Genomic DNA, 16,598 nt, shown 5'->3' with positions numbered 1-16,598 from the left:
GTGTTTTTTAACCCCTTGTTAAACGCCGTTTTAACGGCAGCAAACAGAGAGGCTAAATTGGCCTTGTTAATGATCATTGCTGATTCCTTCTACTAATAAATTACTAAGTCGGGTTGTCGCTCAGCCAGGGCTAAACGGCTGCAAGCGTTAGTCGCTAGGCGATATCCACCCACACACCCACTGCCTCAACATCGACAATGGTGCCCAGGGCGCTGCGAGTGCCGCCGCCGTCACTGTTGGCCACGGTTTCATCGTCCACCACATAGGCGGTGGCACCGATATCGGCGCGGGTGATAGAGGCATCGTTTAAGAAACGATGACAACCGTTACGGGTTGGCACGCTCATATCACCGGCATTACCGACGCTGTTATCAATTTGCTCCTGGGCAACACCACGGGGGGTTAAGCCTGTGGCAGTTGCGCCGGGCACCGCATCACCTGCGGCGTTGAGCATCACAATCGCACCGGCATAAATCATCACTGCCGCCGCCACTGGGTCACTGCGTAAATCGTTGGCACGAGATGGCGTGCCTCTGTCTTTGGTTAACGCCATGGATAGGCTCCTCTTGCTAGGTTTAAGTGACTGCTCGCCATGGCGCGCAGCGCGATTGAGTAAGCAGAATTAGACTTTTGCCGCCTTATACTCTTCAGCGGTAATGCCCATGTGCTTGCAGACGGCAAGCTCTTCTGCAGTCAAGGCACCCTCGTTGCCATCAGGCTTGTCTTTACCCTTGGTCTGGGTCGTTTTGAGTGCTGCAATGGATGGGCGAGCTTCAAGCATGGACTTGAGCGCGGCGACCCCCTGTTGCTCAGCAAAGCTGGTGAGGTAATCGGTTTCCGACTCAAACACCTTGTCGACGTTGTCTTTAAGCAGCTGGGTAACGCTGTCTTTGTCATTACCCGCTTTCAGGGCAGCGTAAGCAGTTACCTGGGCGTCATAGGTGGCTTTGGGCACGAACTTGCTCAAATCAACATTGCCGCTCTGGGCCTTAAGCGCGGTCACGGTTTCTTTTGCCTGATTGAGCTCGGTTTCTAAGGTGCCAGCGCGGTCAGCCTTAGTTTTGAGAGCCGCAATGGCGGTTTCGGCTTTATCCGTCGCGGCTTTAAGGGCGGCTTCGTTGCTTAAGTCACCGGGGTTGTCGATGCCAATTAAACCCAGTAACAGCTTGAGTGCTTCATTCATCGATTGGCTTCCTTCTATAAAGTGAGTTTCTGTAGGGTTGGTTTTCGTGGGGTTAGCTTCAGTTCTGCCATGACCGGCCTTAAGTGCGGCAATGGCTTTCATGCCATCGAGCGCGGGGTCATTGGTCAGGGCAACATGGAGTAAACGAGTGGGACGACCACTTTGGGTGTCATAGGCGAACACCGCCGAGACATAGCGATATTCTTTGTTGGCAATGAATTGGGCGGCGGGTGCTGTCCAGTCGACATTAAGGGCAAACACCCCTTCCCCTGTCACGTACTCTAGTTGCTTAAACCAGCCAGCAGCAGGCGCGGGCTTGCCGTTCTCATCGGCATTGAGGGTTTGGTGCTCGTAGTCAAAATGGAAATCATTTTCGCGGGCGTTAGCGTTGGCCTGCAGCATGGCAAAGGCCACCTCGTCCATTAGCCATTTGCCGCTTACTACATCAAAGGGGCGGCCATCCTTGGCCGAAAACAGGCCATCAGGCAGCAGCTGCACCCGACGAGCGATGCTATTATCGGCGCCAGTGTTGTCAGCATCGATGGCGGCCAAGGTAAAGTTGAGCGCCGCCAGCGACTCGCCCTCTGCCGCCAAGTGAGCGGTTTGGGCAGTCAGCGCTGCAATTGATTCAAAAGCGGTATTGGTTTTCATGGCCCCATGATGCGGGGCCATTGGTTAGGAGGGGATTGGAAAGGTTTCGGGAATTAGTTAATCGTCACCAGGCGGCGTACGACCAGAGTTATTGCTATTTGAACTATTACTATTAGATTGATCCGAATCTGACTTTGGAGGTTGATAACCTTTTTGGACATCTTGAGATTGATTGTTCGAATTAGTCATCTCAATCATCTCCTGGTGGTGTATTCGTTGGGTTTTCACCCGTATTTGTAGGTGTATATCCAGTGTGCGGAACACCATTATTGCTCGAATCCCCAGTACCGCTAGGTTGTGTTGGTTTGTAACCATTCCCTATGATAGGCTCAGGTCTATATCCTTCATTCAACTTATTGTCATTCATTTGTCACTCTCCTTAGCTTTTAAACTCTACATGCGATATTTCACTTGATAATATAATTACTCCAGCAGTTCGATTTTTCTTTCTTTCGAAACCTCCACCTTTGGTCAATATCCATGCCTCTTCAAGATATATTTGCTCAGGTGCGGGAGAACTCGAACTAAATGAGTTCGCACCATAATACCCTGCAATAACTGTTTTGTCTTTGAGGTGAACCTTAACCCAATAAGTCTTGCGCTGTGAAAAAACAAAATCCCAAGGTTTACCAACAGGATGTGGGGCGTGCTTCAAAAACCATTCAGACTGTCTGATTTTTTTCCATATAAAGGCCAGAAATACTGGAAAGACAAAAAGCACAAACAAGTAGAAAAGTGCATACATGACGAAACATGATTGCTTTAAACTAGACTTCTCAACACCCAATATGAACAAAAACAATAGGGCATAGTTGACACAGCTAAACGCGACAGCATCGATAATTTGTTTCGATGAATCCCTGCGTTCATCAGGATGCATTAACTCATAACTTTTTAATGTTACAAACCCTGGTATGACGAACATGATAAAAATATAAAGCTTATCCAGCTCCCAAATGTTCAAGTTAAGTCCTTTTTCTGCAATCTATAGTGTGAGGCCAAGCATAACCCAGTTTAAACCCCGTTTAAATCTCTCTTAGCGCTTTTAACGGGGGGCGAAGAATACTAGCAGATGCAAAAACCATTTGAAGCGCTTAAATCGCGTTTGAGGACATTGATAAGGTCTGCAAGCAAACTTAAAGCTAACGCTCGTGCGGGAAAATTACTTTATAAAGAGTAATGCTGGGCAAGGCATTCAGGGATCACCTATCCGTTAGATTGTTCCCTCTATCGCATGAGTTTCAGATTTATACTTCTAGCCCTGCTACTTCTCACCCCCTTTAGTCGTCCTTTTCCATAAGCAGCACATACACGCCGACAATACCGATGATTACACCAAATGTTAGCGATGCAAAGAGACGCATGCCAGCTATGCCAGCACTCACAAATATTAACGGTGCCAATATCAATCTGCCTATTGGAAAGCGGTGCAAGTAATCTATCGCTTTACCAATTGGAATCCATATGGCAGCCATAATCATATTCACAGCCACGAAGATAATGGGAATGCATACGATTGCTATCAACAAATAACCAATGAACTCAAGCAAAAATGCCCCCTAGATAACAAACTGAAAAGCCATGCTGACTCCAGTCATTTTGTAGCACGGCTAAAATTCAATCAACTCATACTTGCTCGGTAACTTGCCCAGCCAGGCGACAATCGTAATACGATAATAGACCTTCATACTTATTTATGAACCAATAGCTTGAGCCAGATACCCTGCCACCATGGCCTCTACCTCATTCTTTTCAAACGGGGCCATACCCAGAAACTCGCGGGCGGGAATTTCAACACCGGGGATCATGCTGTTGGGGGCTGTGATGCCACCGAGCTGCTGTATGGCGGCATACTCTTGGTTACTGCCCAGGCTTAAGGTGTCACTGCTGATTTGATAATGCAGGGTATCTGCCAGGGTACCCGAGTCCGTAAGGATACGGTCTAACCGCGCGCCCTTAGCCGCTTTCATCTCTACCGTAGTGCCACTGAGTTCTGCCCAGGGGGAGCCATCGGGCGCTTGCATATCCACAAATCGCTGCTGAGTGCTGGGCAGCAGATACTCGCCAATATCCCCCAGCACAGGAGTCAGATTTTGCCCCCGCTTAAGTAGGCGATTGAGGGCCTTAGCGATAGGTCGCTCGCCCCTAACACTGACCTTTATTGACGCTCCGGCCACTACTCAAGGTCTCCATCGGCGGCAATACGCTCAGCGATTGGCGTTGCTGCAATAAGGCTTTCCCACACTTCACCAAACAGTTCTTGTTCACGCCCGTTGGCCTGCTGCGCTAACGCCTCAATCTGTTGGCGCTTGTCTCGATAGCTTAAGGCATTGTCGTTAACAATGACTATGGCGGCGTCAATCAGCGGCGTGGGCAGGCCCTGCTGTGGATCAGCCTCGGCTCTGGCGAGCATGGCGGCGAATGCTTTATTCACGGTGGCCTCCATTGGCAATTGCTTGTGCTACTAGGTTATCAAAATAATCGGCAATATCAGCATTAAACGCGGCTAGGGCATCACGATTGAGCACCCAGGCAGCAAAGTGTTCCGCATGCCACTCCGCAGAGTTACTTCCACCGTAACGGGTTAGCCCTGCTATATCGGGCGCATTAGGCCCACCTGCCTTATAGTGTAGCTGATGGCCTAATTCATGTAGCCAAGTGACGATAGTGCCGCCGTGGTCTTTAGCCTCTCCATAGGTTCTAACGATGTGGGACATTGAGAACTCGGACTTACCACGTTTTTGAAACTCATGAGCCAAGGGCACCAATTGGCGCAGCTCGTTAATATCTACTTTGGCCAGCTTAATGGTGGCCCCCACCTTAACCACAACATGATCGAAACCTTTAGAAGTAAAGCCTCTGGTGGTTTTGTAACCCCTGAGCGCATAAAGGTACCTTGCATGATAATGGCTAGGTTTAAGGTACCCCTTAACAGCCTGCTCAATGGCCTTCGCGCCTTTGTTATATAACCCCATTTCGGCTTGTTTAACAAATACGCTTTTGATGTCATGTGCCTTGATGAACTCAGCCAGCTTAGCCACTTGTGGTGCCGATTTGGTATCGGCCATGGCGGTTAATACTTGGTTTAGACTGTCGACGTTAACGCCATTAACGGTACTGAATGCGCTAGGTACCAAACGTTCTGGCGCGTGATAAACCACCGCCTTTTGCTTTGCAAGCTGCTGGACCTTAGCAAGATTCACCTCGCGCTGCGGGGTGTAGTCAAAACCTGGATCTATGCCTTTCGGCACTTTATGTACTTCACCTGTCACTTTGTCGAGCCATTCGCGGCTACCGTCTTCTGGCCGTTGGCTGACGCTAAGGCCACGGCGCTCTAGTTCGTGCTGACTGACGCCATAGACTCGGCACTTACAACCCCAGCCGTTCTGAGGAAAGTGAGTAGCCCACCAGGGATCTGTTTTAGGCAAAATGGTGTCGTGCCACTTAAGGTGCAACTCTCGCGGATAGCGACTGTCACCATGGGCATAGCGCCAATAATCAAATTGCTGCAGTTGCTCGTAGCGGCCAGCGTTGTAACTTTGACGCATGTTAGTATCGAAGATCACCTTCGAGCGCCAGGCCGCGCTGCCAGTATGCTGCCAACCATGTTTGGCGACTATGGCATCGAACTCGCGCCTGAACCAATTGAGGGACTTGCCATCGGCAATCGCGGCATCGACAGCGCGCCTAAAGTCATTAAGCAGATCATCTTTCATTGCCCCCGCCACACTGAAGGCGCCATTGTGGGCGCTTTGCCACACATCGGCCCAGCGCTCACTAGACAGATTTAGTTTTCCACGAAAGAAAGTTATCTGCTCGGCAAATGGCAAACTGCCGTATTGTGGGCGTAGTGTTGAGGTTCGCGGCATCAGCGCCCCTCGCTTACATCATACTGACCAGCAAGGTCTGCAGATATCATAGCCAGCTGTAAAATCTCACTGGCCTCTTCGATGTTCAAATCCAGCTCGGCCAACGCCTGTTGTAACTCTTCAAGTGACTGCGCTTGCTCCACCAAAACGCGAATATCTTCGGTAAAGCTCGCCAGTATCGGTGCCATTTCGCGCTGCAGCTGCTGACTGGCTAAATCAATATCATCGACATCCGTTTCTGATTTATCTTGCAGCCCTGATTGGCGTTTAAGCGCCACGATACGCTTAAACGCCAGTTGCTTAAGCTTTGCCTGGCTAGCATCCACTACTGACGATTTGCCACCAACAGACAATACAGGCTCATCCTTTTGCGCAATGGGGATCTGCAGTCGCTCCTGCGCCCAGGACTGCGGAATGGCAAAGCCTATCTCGACCAGTTTGGGCAGCGCATCGGCATACGCCTTAATGTCTTCAGCTTCAACCAGGTTAAACTCAAGCCGTGGCGCGCGACTGCTGTGGCGATAGCTTTTACAGTTGAGCATATACAGCGGCAGCACTAAGTCGCGGCTGAGGGTATTAGCGATTTGCTTAAGGTCTGAGTCGCGCAGTTCCTGGCGCACTTCGTTGTGCACATTACCCAGAGCATTGGTGGAGCTTTTGCCGTCGGCTTGGCTAGTGAGCGTGCCGCCCAGGATGGTCTTGGAGATGGTTTTCTCCATTAATGAGACCATATATTCAAACGGATCTTTGCCCCCCTTAGCAGCCTCGGTAAAGTCGATCTCCATCCCCTTGGGGATGATGCCGCCCGCATTGTGGCCAATACTCATTACCGCCTGCAGCAGGGTGGCCTTTTCGCTTTTACCAGCACCAGATGGGTATTTACCCAGTCGCAGCGGCAAGCCGTAGATCTCTAAAAACTCGGCGAGGTCGCGCACACTGTAGTTTTTGAATAGGTATGGCCATGCGAGCACCCTTGCCAAGCCATTACGGCTTAAATACCCCGACTTGGTTTTATGGATATGGCTAACCCAACCAAAGGGCTGCAATGCCTCACCATGCAGGCTGTTATCTCTAAGGCGTAACTCGTTACGGCTCAGACCACTCTCGCTGCCAGGCAGCATAAACCAGCTGGGGTCTTTGAAATTAAACGCCTCGGGTATCCATAACTTATCCTGGCGTTGCCAGACAATCTCACTGTTTGAAAACCCTTTTAAGATGGCGTCTGACATATCGAAGATGAGATCATCCAAAATCGACAGGTCATCAAGCAACTCATGCAAACGTTCACAATCGGCCTTTTCGGCGGCGCTGGCATTACGTGGTGGCACGATTTGCCAGTCCACACCCAGCAGTGCCCGGCGGCGTTTTTGCAGCTCAGAGAAAATATGGCCGTCCTTTTCTTCCATGTCTTCGGCCATCTCACACTGGGCGATCAAATCCCCCTGTTCTGCCAGCTGTAATAGACCCGCTAACTTAGCCGGGGTTAGGCCGCGACTGGGATGACTGGCATAGTGAGACTGCAGATGAGCAAGCCTAGCCTTGTCAGTTTGAGGCTGTGACAGCTGCTTCTCGCTCACCTTATAACGGGTGCCGTTCTTGTCGGTATGAGTGTCGGTAGGAGTGGTTTCAGCCATTAGTAGGCTCCTTGTTCATAACTGCCTGCATAGAGGTCGTCATCGAGTTCGTTATCATCTCGGCTGGCTTTGCCTGGAAGTGGGGTGTATTCGATCACGCTTCCCTCCATCCAGCTGGCCCGAATCGCCATTGCCAACCCCACGGCAAAGTCACCGTGGCGCTGCTGGCCTGTTACCGCGCTTTTATCTGAGCCTTTATCAATTTTCGGGGTGCCGTTAACCACCTTGATTTTGCCCATGTCATCGAGCACATCCTGGTGGCGCGGGATAGTCAGATTCAGATCCTCAAACTCAGCTTTTAGTTTGGGCATCCATTCTCGATACCAGGCTTCAGACAACATCACCTGATCAACCATCTCTGTGCCATAACGGAACATGGCCGCCTCGGCCAAGTAGCCACCGTTCCCTGTAGCGTCAAAGGCTAAACCTTGCAGACGCGGCAGATGATCACACAAGTAAAACAGCAGTTGCTTTTGCGTGTCATAGGGCAACTTAGCCAGCTCCATCACAAACGGCGTACGCTTACTTAAGTCAGGTTTTATCTCCAGGGGCACAAATACCGACAAATCACCACGGCGGGCAAAGTCTTCCCCAAACGCGTGATTCCATAAGGGGTTAAGTTTGTCTAGGTGAGGTTTTATCTGCTCGCACCACTCTTTGACCTGAATATGCCTGTGGGCATCAGACCAGGTCTCAAAATCTTTCGGTGCGGTGAAGTTCAAGATGGGGATTGAGCCATCTTTCACCATGGCCTCTTCAATCAATACCCGTTTAATGTAGGTACCACCGCCTTGTTTAGGCACGCAGCCATATTCTTCCAGGGCATCCTCTTCGGTGGCCGTGCCTTTGAGTAGGCCCGCCTTCCACTCGTCCTCTGCTTGCTGGCTCCACTCAATTCCTCGCACCTGGCAGATACGCTGGTATAAGCCCTCGGCACAGGCGTCATCTAAGGTGATTCGATGGATCGAATAGTCCTTTTTGCCCGCTCGGGAATCATTAATCAGCTCGTTGAATAGGTTATCGATGCCGTTATGGGTAGAGATGAGGCGCACCTTTGCGCCCCACATGGTCAGTGCCAAGGCCGCCTTGAGCACTTCCGCTAAGCGGTCATGGAACGCCGCCTCATCGATGGTCACATTACCCTGCATACCACGCAGGTTGGACGGGTTTGATGACAGCGCCTGGATCTTAAAGCCAGAGACAAAGTAGATGCAGAAGGAGAGGATCTCTTTACCATCCTTGCCTTCATCTTCAAACACCTCTTCCTGGATATCACCCGCTGCTTTGTCAAACACCTTGGCCCACATGGCTGCAGCGTCGATAAACTCACGCGCCATCTCCTTGTTACTGCCCACATAGAAGTGATTGGTACCGCCCTGACCACGGGCGGTACTAGCAGTTAACGAAGCATCGGCGGCTTCGGCCCAGGTTAAGCCGGTACGGCGTGACTTTTCGGCGATCTTTAGCGGTGACTCATCGGCTATCCAGCGCTTCTGGTACCCCAGCAGCACCTCTTTAGGATCAAACTGGCGTAGGCAACTGGCCTCGTATTCAGGATCAAAACCGCTACCTGAACCCAGGGCAAGCGCAACGCCAAGTACTGCCGATCGAACCGTGGCCTTAATAGACATCAAGCTATCCCCAGGATTTCATTTTTAAGCTGAGCCACAGTTGCTTTAGTTAAGCCAGCGGACTTTGCCACCTTCTCTGCCGCATTGGCCGCCTCTTCAGCAAACAGCTTGCGGATCTCTTTCTCGCGCTTATGGCTGGCCATGGCCGCACTTTCCAGACGCTGCACGGCTAGCATGGCCTCCTTAATCATGCCCACATCGGCGGCTTCGCCACTTTCAGACTCGTTTAACAGGGCCTTAAACAGCTGTGAACGGGCCATCTCTAAAATGAGTTTGGTGACTTCGCCGGTGGGCTTATCGCCCAGCTCTGCCGTCCATACCTGAGTGATCTCACGCATCTCTCGCAGGCTCTTGCCCACGGCCTCCATCTTGGTGGCGTAGCGATTGATCCCCGCACGGGACAGCTGCTGCTCTTCGGGTAGGCCAGCAGCTTTTATCAGCGCATTGACCTCTTCTAGCAGTTCGGCCTGTGTGATAGAACCATCGCGCAAACCAGCATCCAAACGCTTGCGAATATCATCAGGCAGTAGATCGACCTTAGAGCGACGGCCACGGGTTGGGGTGTCAGTCATGGCATTCACCCTCTGTTAACTTTTGCAGCCAGTACTTTCTGACCTGATTGATTTGCTTTTTAAATTCAACCTCAGCAGCAAAAACTTTAGGCACTGCCTTTTTTAAATTGGATTCCAATTCTTCAAGATGTGGGACGATTACAGCATGTTTGGAAAGTACATTTTTCTGAAGGTCTCTAATGACAAATAAGTCTGCCAGCAATCGGATTCCTTCTAATTCTCCCTTATTTAATTTGGCCATAATCACTCCCCAGCCCGAGGGCGCTTGATGCCTGGTACCACGGCACGGCCTGTTGCCACATCTTCACCGCGACTGGTCAGCACCGCCTTTTGCGTAGCGCCCAGCTTTTCAAGGCGAATCAGCCCTTGCTCTTCCAACCAGGCAAGCTGAGTGCGCAGGCCATCGCGGCTGATATCCAGGCCATATGCAATCAGCCCATCTTGCAAGATGGACTCATTTAAATCGAAGCCTGGCACCTCTGCCAGCAGGCGCAGAATCACCAGCCGCTGATGCTCTTTCATGATGTCTTGTAGTGCCATTGTTATTTCCTTAATTCGTTTTCCAGCAGCAGATCAGTCTTCTTTTCGAGGCGGTTTATGCCATTTTTTGTCGCCGTGATGGCTTCTGTGAGGCCACTTAGCGTGTTGTCCAACCGATTAATATCCTTTTGCTTAGGCAAATGTTTTATGTCGGCTTGTACCTGGGTCATCTGCTGGTCTAAGTTGCCCACCCGTTCATGCAGTTGATCGTGTTCTTTGCGCGGGGTAAAGCGCACATGGAACCAGGCGAACAAGCCCATAAACGCCAGATAGCCCAGTGCTGATAGCCATTTAAAGTTGGCGTTGATAAACTCAAATGCATTAGCCACGGCGGCCCCCTGTTCGTTGCTTTAAGCGCAGCTCATGATCTTCCTGGCAACTGATACAACGCAGGGCATTGCCGCGCTGCACCTCGACTGACTCTAAACAGTCAGTACAAATACCGTTGCCCTTGGGGGCCGATGCGCGGCTCTTGCTGATACAGGCTTCGCGTTCGCGCATCTCCATCTTGGTGGCCCAGTCCTCTGCTTTCATTAAACCTTCCCTTGCTTTACTTGATTGAACATCTGGTTTTTATCCTGGCTGCCTTTAGATGAGCCAAACCAGAAGTTAAGGATTTGTGGAATCGCAGCGGTCAGTACACCGACAACGGTACCGAGCATGCCAAATAGAAGCGGATTAACTTCCTGGCCATCGTTAAAGCTCACGGCGTAATAGGCCAGCAAGCCAGTCACCACGAAATAGCCAATCACAAATAAGCCAGACAAGGCGATCTGCGGCCATGCGCTGAGTTTGATCAGCTCTCTGGCATTGGCTCTGTCCTGGTACTCAAGATCTTGCTCTTTGATATCGAGTTCTTTGAGCTTGGTTTTGAGGTTGCTATCGATACCGCGCAGGGCAATAAGCTGCTCTGGTGTGGCGTTTTTGATTTGCTTGGCCAGCGCCTCTGGCTCGGTTTCATCGCTGCCCAGGGCCAGCTGTACTGCCGAGATGGCTAAGGCAGCATAGGGGCCACCGATAATTTTCCCCGCTAATGGCGCAATGGCACCTATGGTTTTACCCAAGTCGAAATCATCAAACCAACTCATTGGACTCCCCCTTGTTTGGATGCGCCTAAGTGAGAGCGCATAAGTGGTTGCGCTTGTTGCCGCTGTTTGGCGCGCAGAATGTGCATTTCGGTGACGGCCTGCCAGCCGATGTTGAAGTAGTATTGCCGGGTCGAGTGGTGGCTATAGAGCCTTGGCTGCGCGGGCACCTCGCCAGCCAGCTCGGCTTTCATCCGATCATCAAAGCCATCCTTGGCGCATCGGCGATAAACTCGATTGCGAATGCGCCGAGGCTTGGGGGCAATGGGTGAGCTATTGACCGCACTGCGCACCTGGCTGTGATTGATAAACGCCATTACTGCCCTCTAATGACCAAAGTGCAGTCGTTGTCGCCGATAAGTTCTCGCAACTCATCAAGCGCCTGACGGCTGGACAAAACCGCCCATTCATCACCAACCGAGCCAAAGCGTTTGCCTGGGGCGATACAGCCCTCAAGCTCACTGGCACGATTAGCAATATGAATTAAGCAATGGGTACGCTGACTTGGACCATACAAGGTAACACCATGTGAAGGGCCTATAATGGCGAAGCAATCGCCTTTACTTGGGCTAACATGGCGCTGTAGCTGGTAGGTACCTTCAGGAATGCAGCTGATGCCTTTCTGGTTATTCTCCCAAGGGCATTCAACTGTCACCGCTAACAGCCGCCCATTGGCGTCTTTCAATTCACCAAAGGTACCGTGGGAAAAGTAGCGGCGGAAAAGCGTAAGTTGAAGTTGGCGCATAAAAAAACCGAGACAGTGAACGTAATGTCATTGTCTCGGCTTATGGGTTTACGCCGGATTGGAAAGGTTTCGGGATTAAGAATGAATTAGTTCGTATAAGTTGGCATACGCTTTTACAGGTTCTGTATCCATGGCCCCATCTGGATAAATCTTCTCAGGTTCAATTAATTCTCTATAACCTATAGATACTTGAGAACGCCCTTGGTTAATCAAAAATAACTGTCTAATTGCGATTTCTGTTGCAGTTGCTTTTATGTCGTCGATTAACTCACTTTCTAGCTCTGCACTTCTTATTGACTCAACCAACTGCCAGAATGGCTTAGCCCTATTGTCAACCACATTAAATGACGGTTCCATCACTGGTGATATCGCCAACTGAGTTAAAGAACTCTTATACATGCTCTTCATCAAAGGGCGAATCTGCTCTAAAGCCGTTTCTGCTTCCTTCGTCGCCCGCTCTAATTTCAGTAGGTATCCACCAAAAGAAACCTCAGTGATCCTCGGAACTAACCTGACTATAAAGAGCGCAAACCAACTTGACACATTCCACGTTACAAACTCAGGCCCAGCAATATACATGGCTTCTAAAAGATAAAAAGAAAATGAGGTTGATAAAACTAAAATCAAAAACAAATATCGCTTTCTGATTAATTGACCACCAACGTCATCAACGCTATTTAAGGTATCACTCATAATAAAATACTTAGTTAGTCGTTAACTGATTTCCAAGTGGTGCTTCGGTATAGGTGTAATTGGTAACTATGTCATTTTCTAACAGCACCTCTAACTGTTTTTTAATGCCAGTTGTTTGAACATCCATTGAAAAGACAAAGCTCTGAGCCTTTGAGGTGACATCAGTATAAAAATAAGTCCATTTTTCGCTGTTGGAAGTCAATATAGCTTTATTGAAAGGCTGGCCAATAAGCCCCACTAACTCTTGTTTGGTTGTCTTGTTCTTGACGATTTGCGGCACTAGCTGTTCATTAAAGTTAGCCCCTGTGGTCATTCGCGATGTTGCACATCCAACTAAAGAGCCTGTCAGTAACGCTGTTAGCAATACTATCCCTGTACTAATTTTCATTTGTTATTCCTTCATTGTTTTGTTGTCCCCAACATACAATTTATTGACTATTTTTAAAATCCCTCTCCCCTGTAAAAACAAAAAAACCGCGATATGTGTCGCGGCTTTTAAACATTTATCAAACGGAAGTTTCAAAACAGTCGCCTCTGCTTTCTTGCCACAAACGCCGCCCTTTGCTCGGCAATGATCTGACTCACTCGGCGTTCAGTCAGACCATAATCACGTGATAGCTGCTCTAGGTTATTGCCTTTAAACTCACGCCAGATGCGAATATCACGCAGGGCATCTTTGAGGCGATCACCGTTGGGGATATAGATATCACGACCACCGAGATAAGTACTTAACGTAGTGGCAAGGGCCTCGCTGATCTGCACACTATTACTAACGTCCTGCCCTTCCAGGGTGACACGCATCAGTTCACAAAGGCTTTGCAACGTCGAAGGCCAGCGTTTGATAAAATCTTCTCGCTCATCAGGCTTCAGGTTTTGCAGGGTTTCAAGCGCTTGCTCTAGCTCCTGGTGGCTGGTTTGAATCAGATCCATCTGCGCTTCATGCGACACGTGACCTCTCATATTACTCATGCTCTGCCCCTCCATAGGCTAATACTCACTATAGCCTCAATTTGAAATAGTTCCATCAGTCTGCCTCCTTCGGTGCCATGGCTTTGCCTGGGCGCAACTTGGCCATTTGAGCTTCCCACTTAGCCTGACTTTCGGCCTTAGTTTCCACATGACCAGTGCTCTTTATCTCCAGCGTTGGTTTGGCCTTTGCAGGGGTGGCCGGGGCCACCACGGCCTGCTCATCAATACTACTCAGCACCTTTTTAAGGTAGTTATGGTTAGTCAGCGGCCTCGGCTGCCCCGAGGTTCTGGCGGCGCGCAATGAGGCCACGGTTTGCGACAGTGCCACCCTTAACCAGTCGCGGTTATTGCTGAGCGCCAGCGTTTCGTTAGCTAGCTTAAGTGCCCGGCTAAAGCTGAGGTCACTTTTAGCAGGGCGAAACAGGCCGATATAGGCGACTAACGCTCGTCCTAAGCCACCATCAAGCGGCGCTATTAACGCCAAAAGCTCACTGGCTGCACCATCATTGACCAGCGCATCAAGATGTAGGTTGCTGTGACATACAGGACAACGACTCAATTTCATCGACTTTCCTCGCAAGAAGCAGCCTCACGGGAACAGCCCTCATACTGAGCGACGATCACGTCATAGCCTGCAGGCCGCGTGTTCTTGTCGTTCATCTTTAATCGCTCACCACGGGCGATGATGCGCTCAACCAACACCCGCTTGTGCCAGTTTTTCAGGCTTTCCAGTACCCGCTCGGCTTGTTGTTCAGTCAACCAGGCAGCTGCATCAACGCCTTGATTTTGGCTACGGCAGGTCATACGGCGCACATAGGTATCGAGCGCCGACTCGCTGCTATCTCGAATTACCAGGTGATGGCCCATGGTGATCCAGATGGCGCGGATTTTGTCGATTTGTGCCACCTTGGCACTGCCTGCCTTGGGGCTTAAACGGCGTTTAACGCCAGTTTTACTGGCACCTGAATGCTGTTTGTTCGCCACGGGTTTAAAGCCTTTTTGTTTGAAGGCTTCTAGCGCTTGTTCCAGCTCTCCTACGTTCATGGCCCTTAACGAGTCTTTACCCGTGGCCGCTTTCAGCATGGGGCGATAGACCTCATCATCCAGGCCCAGCTGACCTTTGGCGATATTAATCAAGGTGATCAAGCGCTTCTTGTGAGCGTTAACCTTGGTCGCCGTGTTAGTTTGCATTGCGTTTCCCCCTCTTACTCTGTAGCCAATTAGGGCAGTTTTGATTTAACCAGTCTGTGGCCAGTTCCTGTTTACGATCCAAGCTAGTACGCGGCGGCGCTATCCAGTCCATCACGTACTGCAGCAATTCCCTTTGGCGCTTAGTCTGGCGAGCTCTAGTTTTCATCGACCAACAGATCCTTGTCTTGGGTGATCACCAACTGCACCTGGGTAAGTTCACGCATTCCATCTACAAAAGAGCCCAACCAGATAGCCTCATGATCCTTCGCTCTCCACTTCCGATTACAATCTCGTTTAAAGTCTAAAACTTCCCCCCTTACCAAAGCGGCAAAGGTCGGCGACTCCTTGGCGATTTGCTCTAATAGTTCGTTGTCGTACTCACTATCACTAAATTCCATAACCGCTCCTTAGCTGCTCATCAGTGCCGGCCACTACACCAGGCAGACCAACCGACACGAATGCCGGTGGTTTCGCTTAATCAACTCACCACGGGTTCGCGAAGACATTGCGCCTTAGTCAGTTCCAGTCCCTCTAATTTCTTAAACTGGCGACAGAGCACTGAGGCTTTAGAAAAATAGGGCACTAAGTACTCAATCCTGCTATGCAAATCTGGATACTCTTTTTTAGCGCGGCGCTTACCCCAAATTTTCTCAATATCTACAATGGACTTACGCTTGTAACGCGCCATTGATTTAATAACCCAGACCTTGGGCAAAATAGTCGGCGCATCGACTGGTAGGTCTTTCACCTGACACATCCAAGCACCTTTGATCACCCCATCGAGATAAACCGACAGCACAGTTGTCGACTCACTCCTTCGCTCACGGCGTATTGATAATTCAACCCCTTGATAGCGAAAGGCGACATTAACCCAACTACCTGCAAGTTCATCCTCTACCTGCTGCCATTGTGCTTTGCTGATCGCCATTACGCCGCCCTCATTGCTTGTTTGCCAGCCAGTTCAATGCGCCGTCCAAAGTTGCGGCAAAAATCCTCCCTGAGTCTGGCCCAGGCTTGATTTTCAAAGGTATTGGCGTTCTGACGCGCCACATTCCAAAACTCAGCCGCTTGTGTGTAGCTCCCCTCACGTTCCAACTCTGCCGCTTTTGCAGCCGGTTCCTGGTAGCGGTGATTCTCTTTAAAAGCATTGGTCTTAAACACGATTTAATTCCCCTTAAAACTATGTTGAACTTGCGATTAAAGGCTGCTGATATCCATTGAGATTTGGACGTACTTGCCATTGGGCTGGCGCTCATACAGGCGCAAGTATTCACTGGTACCAGTGATCTGAATGGCATCAGCAATGGCGTCCATGGCTTGCTTCCAGTTGTCATCATCGATGTCGAGCTGTCGTAAACTGAGCACCTGATTGACGTTAATGCGACCCTGCTGGTCGACGCGAAACGCATGCTCGACCATAGCCATTAGGCGAGTATCTGCCCCACCCGACCAGGAGTGGATGCACTCATCGATTAGGGTCTTAGCGGTTTGGATACGTTCATCAAAAACGCGATGCTCGCCCACTGCGCGGCGCACCTGGTACTGACCATCGAAACTAGTCAGTGCCACATTGCCTTTTTTACCGCCATACTTGGCCCCATACTCACTGGCTGACAACTCGACGAAGTCTGAGATCTCTCCCATGGTGGCCAACTTAAAATCCAGCATGGCCTGACGAAGCGCTTTGGCCTTAGTGACGACATTACCCACCACTTCGTCTCGCAACTTGTCCACCGGCTTAATGCGTTCTTCTGCCACCAGATCACCGATGGCGTTACGACGATAACCAGCAGGAATAGCGTTTGTTTGATTATTCATATTCAGTTCACCCTCAA

The 16,598-nt window shown here is 50.2% G+C and carries 27 protein-coding genes and 1 other RNA gene; all 28 read right to left on the bottom strand.

The window, feature by feature from the left end; all coding sequences use genetic code 11:
* Positions 1–154: 154 nt before the first annotated feature.
* Positions 155–553, bottom strand: a complete 399-nt coding sequence (locus AYI87_RS06980) for a hypothetical protein (protein WP_144200747.1) — start codon at positions 551–553, stop codon at positions 155–157.
* Between the two features lie 69 nt (positions 554–622).
* Positions 623–1,834: a phage protease gene (locus tag AYI87_RS06975; protein ID WP_144200745.1), complete on the bottom strand. Its 1,212-nt coding sequence runs from the start codon at positions 1,832–1,834 to the stop codon at positions 623–625.
* Between the two features lie 190 nt (positions 1,835–2,024).
* Positions 2,025–2,201, bottom strand: coding sequence for a hypothetical protein (locus tag AYI87_RS21190; protein WP_186300571.1), 177 nt, complete (start codon positions 2,199–2,201; stop codon positions 2,025–2,027).
* 12 nt (positions 2,202–2,213) lie between these two features.
* A complete protein-coding gene (locus AYI87_RS06970; RefSeq protein ID WP_144200743.1) occupies positions 2,214–2,798 on the bottom strand; it encodes a DUF6338 family protein in 585 nt (194 codons plus the stop codon).
* Between the two features lie 316 nt (positions 2,799–3,114).
* Positions 3,115–3,384 (bottom strand): hypothetical protein, encoded by a 270-nt coding sequence (locus AYI87_RS06965; protein ID WP_144200741.1) that lies wholly within the window; start codon positions 3,382–3,384, stop codon positions 3,115–3,117.
* 144 nt (positions 3,385–3,528) lie between these two features.
* Complete coding sequence (locus AYI87_RS06960; RefSeq protein WP_144200739.1) at positions 3,529–4,011, bottom strand: phage virion morphogenesis protein; 483 nt, start codon at positions 4,009–4,011, stop codon at positions 3,529–3,531.
* Complete coding sequence (locus tag AYI87_RS06955) at positions 4,011–4,268, bottom strand: hypothetical protein (protein ID WP_144200737.1); 258 nt, start codon at positions 4,266–4,268, stop codon at positions 4,011–4,013. The genes AYI87_RS06960 and AYI87_RS06955 overlap by 1 nt, the downstream gene beginning before the upstream one ends.
* Positions 4,261–5,703 carry a phage minor head protein gene (locus AYI87_RS06950; RefSeq protein WP_144200735.1) on the bottom strand — a complete coding sequence of 481 codons (1,443 nt, stop codon included), beginning with the start codon at positions 5,701–5,703 and terminating at the stop codon, positions 4,261–4,263. The genes AYI87_RS06955 and AYI87_RS06950 overlap by 8 nt, the downstream gene beginning before the upstream one ends.
* A complete protein-coding gene (locus AYI87_RS06945) occupies positions 5,703–7,337 on the bottom strand; it encodes a DUF935 domain-containing protein (RefSeq protein ID WP_144200733.1) in 1,635 nt (544 codons plus the stop codon). Before AYI87_RS06945 ends, AYI87_RS06950 begins: the two co-directional genes overlap by 1 nt.
* Positions 7,337–8,968 carry a terminase large subunit domain-containing protein gene (locus AYI87_RS06940; protein ID WP_260865095.1) on the bottom strand — a complete coding sequence of 544 codons (1,632 nt, stop codon included), beginning with the start codon at positions 8,966–8,968 and terminating at the stop codon, positions 7,337–7,339. Before AYI87_RS06940 ends, AYI87_RS06945 begins: the two co-directional genes overlap by 1 nt.
* Positions 8,968–9,540 carry a DUF3486 family protein gene (locus AYI87_RS06935; RefSeq protein WP_144200731.1) on the bottom strand — a complete coding sequence of 191 codons (573 nt, stop codon included), beginning with the start codon at positions 9,538–9,540 and terminating at the stop codon, positions 8,968–8,970. The genes AYI87_RS06940 and AYI87_RS06935 overlap by 1 nt, the downstream gene beginning before the upstream one ends.
* Complete coding sequence (locus tag AYI87_RS06930) at positions 9,533–9,781, bottom strand: hypothetical protein (protein ID WP_144200729.1); 249 nt, start codon at positions 9,779–9,781, stop codon at positions 9,533–9,535. The genes AYI87_RS06935 and AYI87_RS06930 overlap by 8 nt, the downstream gene beginning before the upstream one ends.
* Positions 9,782–9,783: 2 nt before the next feature.
* Positions 9,784–10,080, bottom strand: a complete 297-nt coding sequence (locus AYI87_RS06925; RefSeq protein ID WP_144200727.1) for a helix-turn-helix transcriptional regulator — start codon at positions 10,078–10,080, stop codon at positions 9,784–9,786.
* A 2-nt stretch (positions 10,081–10,082) separates the two neighbouring features.
* The gene (locus AYI87_RS06920; protein WP_144200725.1) at positions 10,083–10,409 is read right to left on the bottom strand and encodes a DUF2730 family protein; all 327 of its coding nucleotides are present in this window, start codon (positions 10,407–10,409) and stop codon (positions 10,083–10,085) included.
* On the bottom strand, positions 10,402–10,614 hold the full coding sequence (locus AYI87_RS06915; protein ID WP_144200723.1) for a hypothetical protein: 213 nt from the start codon (positions 10,612–10,614) through the stop codon (positions 10,402–10,404). Before AYI87_RS06915 ends, AYI87_RS06920 begins: the two co-directional genes overlap by 8 nt.
* Complete coding sequence (locus tag AYI87_RS06910) at positions 10,614–11,168, bottom strand: hypothetical protein (protein WP_144200721.1); 555 nt, start codon at positions 11,166–11,168, stop codon at positions 10,614–10,616. The genes AYI87_RS06915 and AYI87_RS06910 overlap by 1 nt, the downstream gene beginning before the upstream one ends.
* The gene (locus AYI87_RS06905; RefSeq protein ID WP_144200719.1) at positions 11,165–11,482 is read right to left on the bottom strand and encodes a hypothetical protein; all 318 of its coding nucleotides are present in this window, start codon (positions 11,480–11,482) and stop codon (positions 11,165–11,167) included. Before AYI87_RS06905 ends, AYI87_RS06910 begins: the two co-directional genes overlap by 4 nt.
* Positions 11,482–11,910 (bottom strand): DUF5675 family protein, encoded by a 429-nt coding sequence (locus AYI87_RS06900; protein WP_144200717.1) that lies wholly within the window; start codon positions 11,908–11,910, stop codon positions 11,482–11,484. Before AYI87_RS06900 ends, AYI87_RS06905 begins: the two co-directional genes overlap by 1 nt.
* Before the next feature lie 75 nt (positions 11,911–11,985).
* The gene (locus AYI87_RS06895; RefSeq protein WP_144200715.1) at positions 11,986–12,603 is read right to left on the bottom strand and encodes a hypothetical protein; all 618 of its coding nucleotides are present in this window, start codon (positions 12,601–12,603) and stop codon (positions 11,986–11,988) included.
* A 10-nt stretch (positions 12,604–12,613) separates the two neighbouring features.
* A complete protein-coding gene (locus AYI87_RS06890; protein ID WP_144200713.1) occupies positions 12,614–12,991 on the bottom strand; it encodes a hypothetical protein in 378 nt (125 codons plus the stop codon).
* 131 nt (positions 12,992–13,122) lie between these two features.
* The gene (locus AYI87_RS06885; RefSeq protein ID WP_144200711.1) at positions 13,123–13,572 is read right to left on the bottom strand and encodes a Mor transcription activator family protein; all 450 of its coding nucleotides are present in this window, start codon (positions 13,570–13,572) and stop codon (positions 13,123–13,125) included.
* A gap of 55 nt (positions 13,573–13,627) precedes the next feature.
* Entirely contained in the window at positions 13,628–14,137 is a 510-nt protein-coding gene (locus AYI87_RS06880) for a hypothetical protein (RefSeq protein ID WP_144200709.1), read from the bottom strand.
* The gene (locus AYI87_RS06875) at positions 14,134–14,763 is read right to left on the bottom strand and encodes a gp16 family protein (protein WP_144200707.1); all 630 of its coding nucleotides are present in this window, start codon (positions 14,761–14,763) and stop codon (positions 14,134–14,136) included. The genes AYI87_RS06880 and AYI87_RS06875 overlap by 4 nt, the downstream gene beginning before the upstream one ends.
* 155 nt (positions 14,764–14,918) lie before the next feature.
* Positions 14,919–15,161 carry a hypothetical protein gene (locus tag AYI87_RS06870; RefSeq protein ID WP_144200705.1) on the bottom strand — a complete coding sequence of 81 codons (243 nt, stop codon included), beginning with the start codon at positions 15,159–15,161 and terminating at the stop codon, positions 14,919–14,921.
* 7 nt (positions 15,162–15,168) lie between these two features.
* Positions 15,169–15,239: hammerhead ribozyme type II (locus tag AYI87_RS06865), an RNA gene on the bottom strand.
* 2 nt (positions 15,240–15,241) lie between these two features.
* Positions 15,242–15,691, bottom strand: coding sequence for a hypothetical protein (locus AYI87_RS06860; protein WP_144200703.1), 450 nt, complete (start codon positions 15,689–15,691; stop codon positions 15,242–15,244).
* Positions 15,691–15,924 (bottom strand): ANR family transcriptional regulator, encoded by a 234-nt coding sequence (locus tag AYI87_RS06855; protein ID WP_186300570.1) that lies wholly within the window; start codon positions 15,922–15,924, stop codon positions 15,691–15,693. Before AYI87_RS06855 ends, AYI87_RS06860 begins: the two co-directional genes overlap by 1 nt.
* Positions 15,925–15,960: 36 nt before the next feature.
* Positions 15,961–16,581: a DUF3164 family protein gene (locus tag AYI87_RS06850; RefSeq protein WP_144200699.1), complete on the bottom strand. Its 621-nt coding sequence runs from the start codon at positions 16,579–16,581 to the stop codon at positions 15,961–15,963.
* Positions 16,582–16,598: the final 17 nt, after the last annotated feature.

This window comes from Shewanella sp. KCT, from assembly GCF_007636505.1.
GTDB lineage: Bacteria > Pseudomonadota > Gammaproteobacteria > Enterobacterales > Shewanellaceae > Shewanella > Shewanella halotolerans.
The sequence above is the reverse complement of the archived record's forward strand: the minus strand, read 5'-3'. Positions and strand labels throughout refer to the sequence as shown.

Bases quoted from the DNA above. Each gene is read 5' to 3' on its own strand.
- AYI87_RS06980 (WP_144200747.1), bottom strand. From the start codon at position 553: ATGGCGTTAACCAAAGACAGAGGCACGCCATCTCGTGCCAACGATTTA.
- AYI87_RS06975 (WP_144200745.1), bottom strand. From the start codon at position 1,834: ATGAAAACCAATACCGCTTTTGAATCAATTGCAGCGCTGACTGCCCAA.
- AYI87_RS21190 (WP_186300571.1), bottom strand. From the start codon at position 2,201: ATGAATGACAATAAGTTGAATGAAGGATATAGACCTGAGCCTATCATA.
- AYI87_RS06950 (WP_144200735.1), bottom strand. From the start codon at position 5,703: ATGCCGCGAACCTCAACACTACGCCCACAATACGGCAGTTTGCCATTT.
- AYI87_RS06945 (WP_144200733.1), bottom strand. From the start codon at position 7,337: ATGGCTGAAACCACTCCTACCGACACTCATACCGACAAGAACGGCACC.
- AYI87_RS06940 (WP_260865095.1), bottom strand. From the start codon at position 8,968: ATGTCTATTAAGGCCACGGTTCGATCGGCAGTACTTGGCGTTGCGCTT.
- AYI87_RS06935 (WP_144200731.1), bottom strand. From the start codon at position 9,540: ATGACTGACACCCCAACCCGTGGCCGTCGCTCTAAGGTCGATCTACTG.
- AYI87_RS06930 (WP_144200729.1), bottom strand. From the start codon at position 9,781: ATGGCCAAATTAAATAAGGGAGAATTAGAAGGAATCCGATTGCTGGCA.
- AYI87_RS06925 (WP_144200727.1), bottom strand. From the start codon at position 10,080: ATGGCACTACAAGACATCATGAAAGAGCATCAGCGGCTGGTGATTCTG.
- AYI87_RS06915 (WP_144200723.1), bottom strand. From the start codon at position 10,614: ATGAAAGCAGAGGACTGGGCCACCAAGATGGAGATGCGCGAACGCGAA.
- AYI87_RS06910 (WP_144200721.1), bottom strand. From the start codon at position 11,168: ATGAGTTGGTTTGATGATTTCGACTTGGGTAAAACCATAGGTGCCATT.
- AYI87_RS06905 (WP_144200719.1), bottom strand. From the start codon at position 11,482: ATGGCGTTTATCAATCACAGCCAGGTGCGCAGTGCGGTCAATAGCTCA.
- AYI87_RS06900 (WP_144200717.1), bottom strand. From the start codon at position 11,910: ATGCGCCAACTTCAACTTACGCTTTTCCGCCGCTACTTTTCCCACGGT.
- AYI87_RS06895 (WP_144200715.1), bottom strand. From the start codon at position 12,603: ATGAGTGATACCTTAAATAGCGTTGATGACGTTGGTGGTCAATTAATC.
- AYI87_RS06890 (WP_144200713.1), bottom strand. From the start codon at position 12,991: ATGAAAATTAGTACAGGGATAGTATTGCTAACAGCGTTACTGACAGGC.
- AYI87_RS06885 (WP_144200711.1), bottom strand. From the start codon at position 13,572: ATGAGTAATATGAGAGGTCACGTGTCGCATGAAGCGCAGATGGATCTG.
- AYI87_RS06880 (WP_144200709.1), bottom strand. From the start codon at position 14,137: ATGAAATTGAGTCGTTGTCCTGTATGTCACAGCAACCTACATCTTGAT.
- AYI87_RS06875 (WP_144200707.1), bottom strand. From the start codon at position 14,763: ATGCAAACTAACACGGCGACCAAGGTTAACGCTCACAAGAAGCGCTTG.
- AYI87_RS06870 (WP_144200705.1), bottom strand. From the start codon at position 15,161: ATGGAATTTAGTGATAGTGAGTACGACAACGAACTATTAGAGCAAATC.
- AYI87_RS06860 (WP_144200703.1), bottom strand. From the start codon at position 15,691: ATGGCGATCAGCAAAGCACAATGGCAGCAGGTAGAGGATGAACTTGCA.
- AYI87_RS06850 (WP_144200699.1), bottom strand. From the start codon at position 16,581: ATGAATAATCAAACAAACGCTATTCCTGCTGGTTATCGTCGTAACGCC.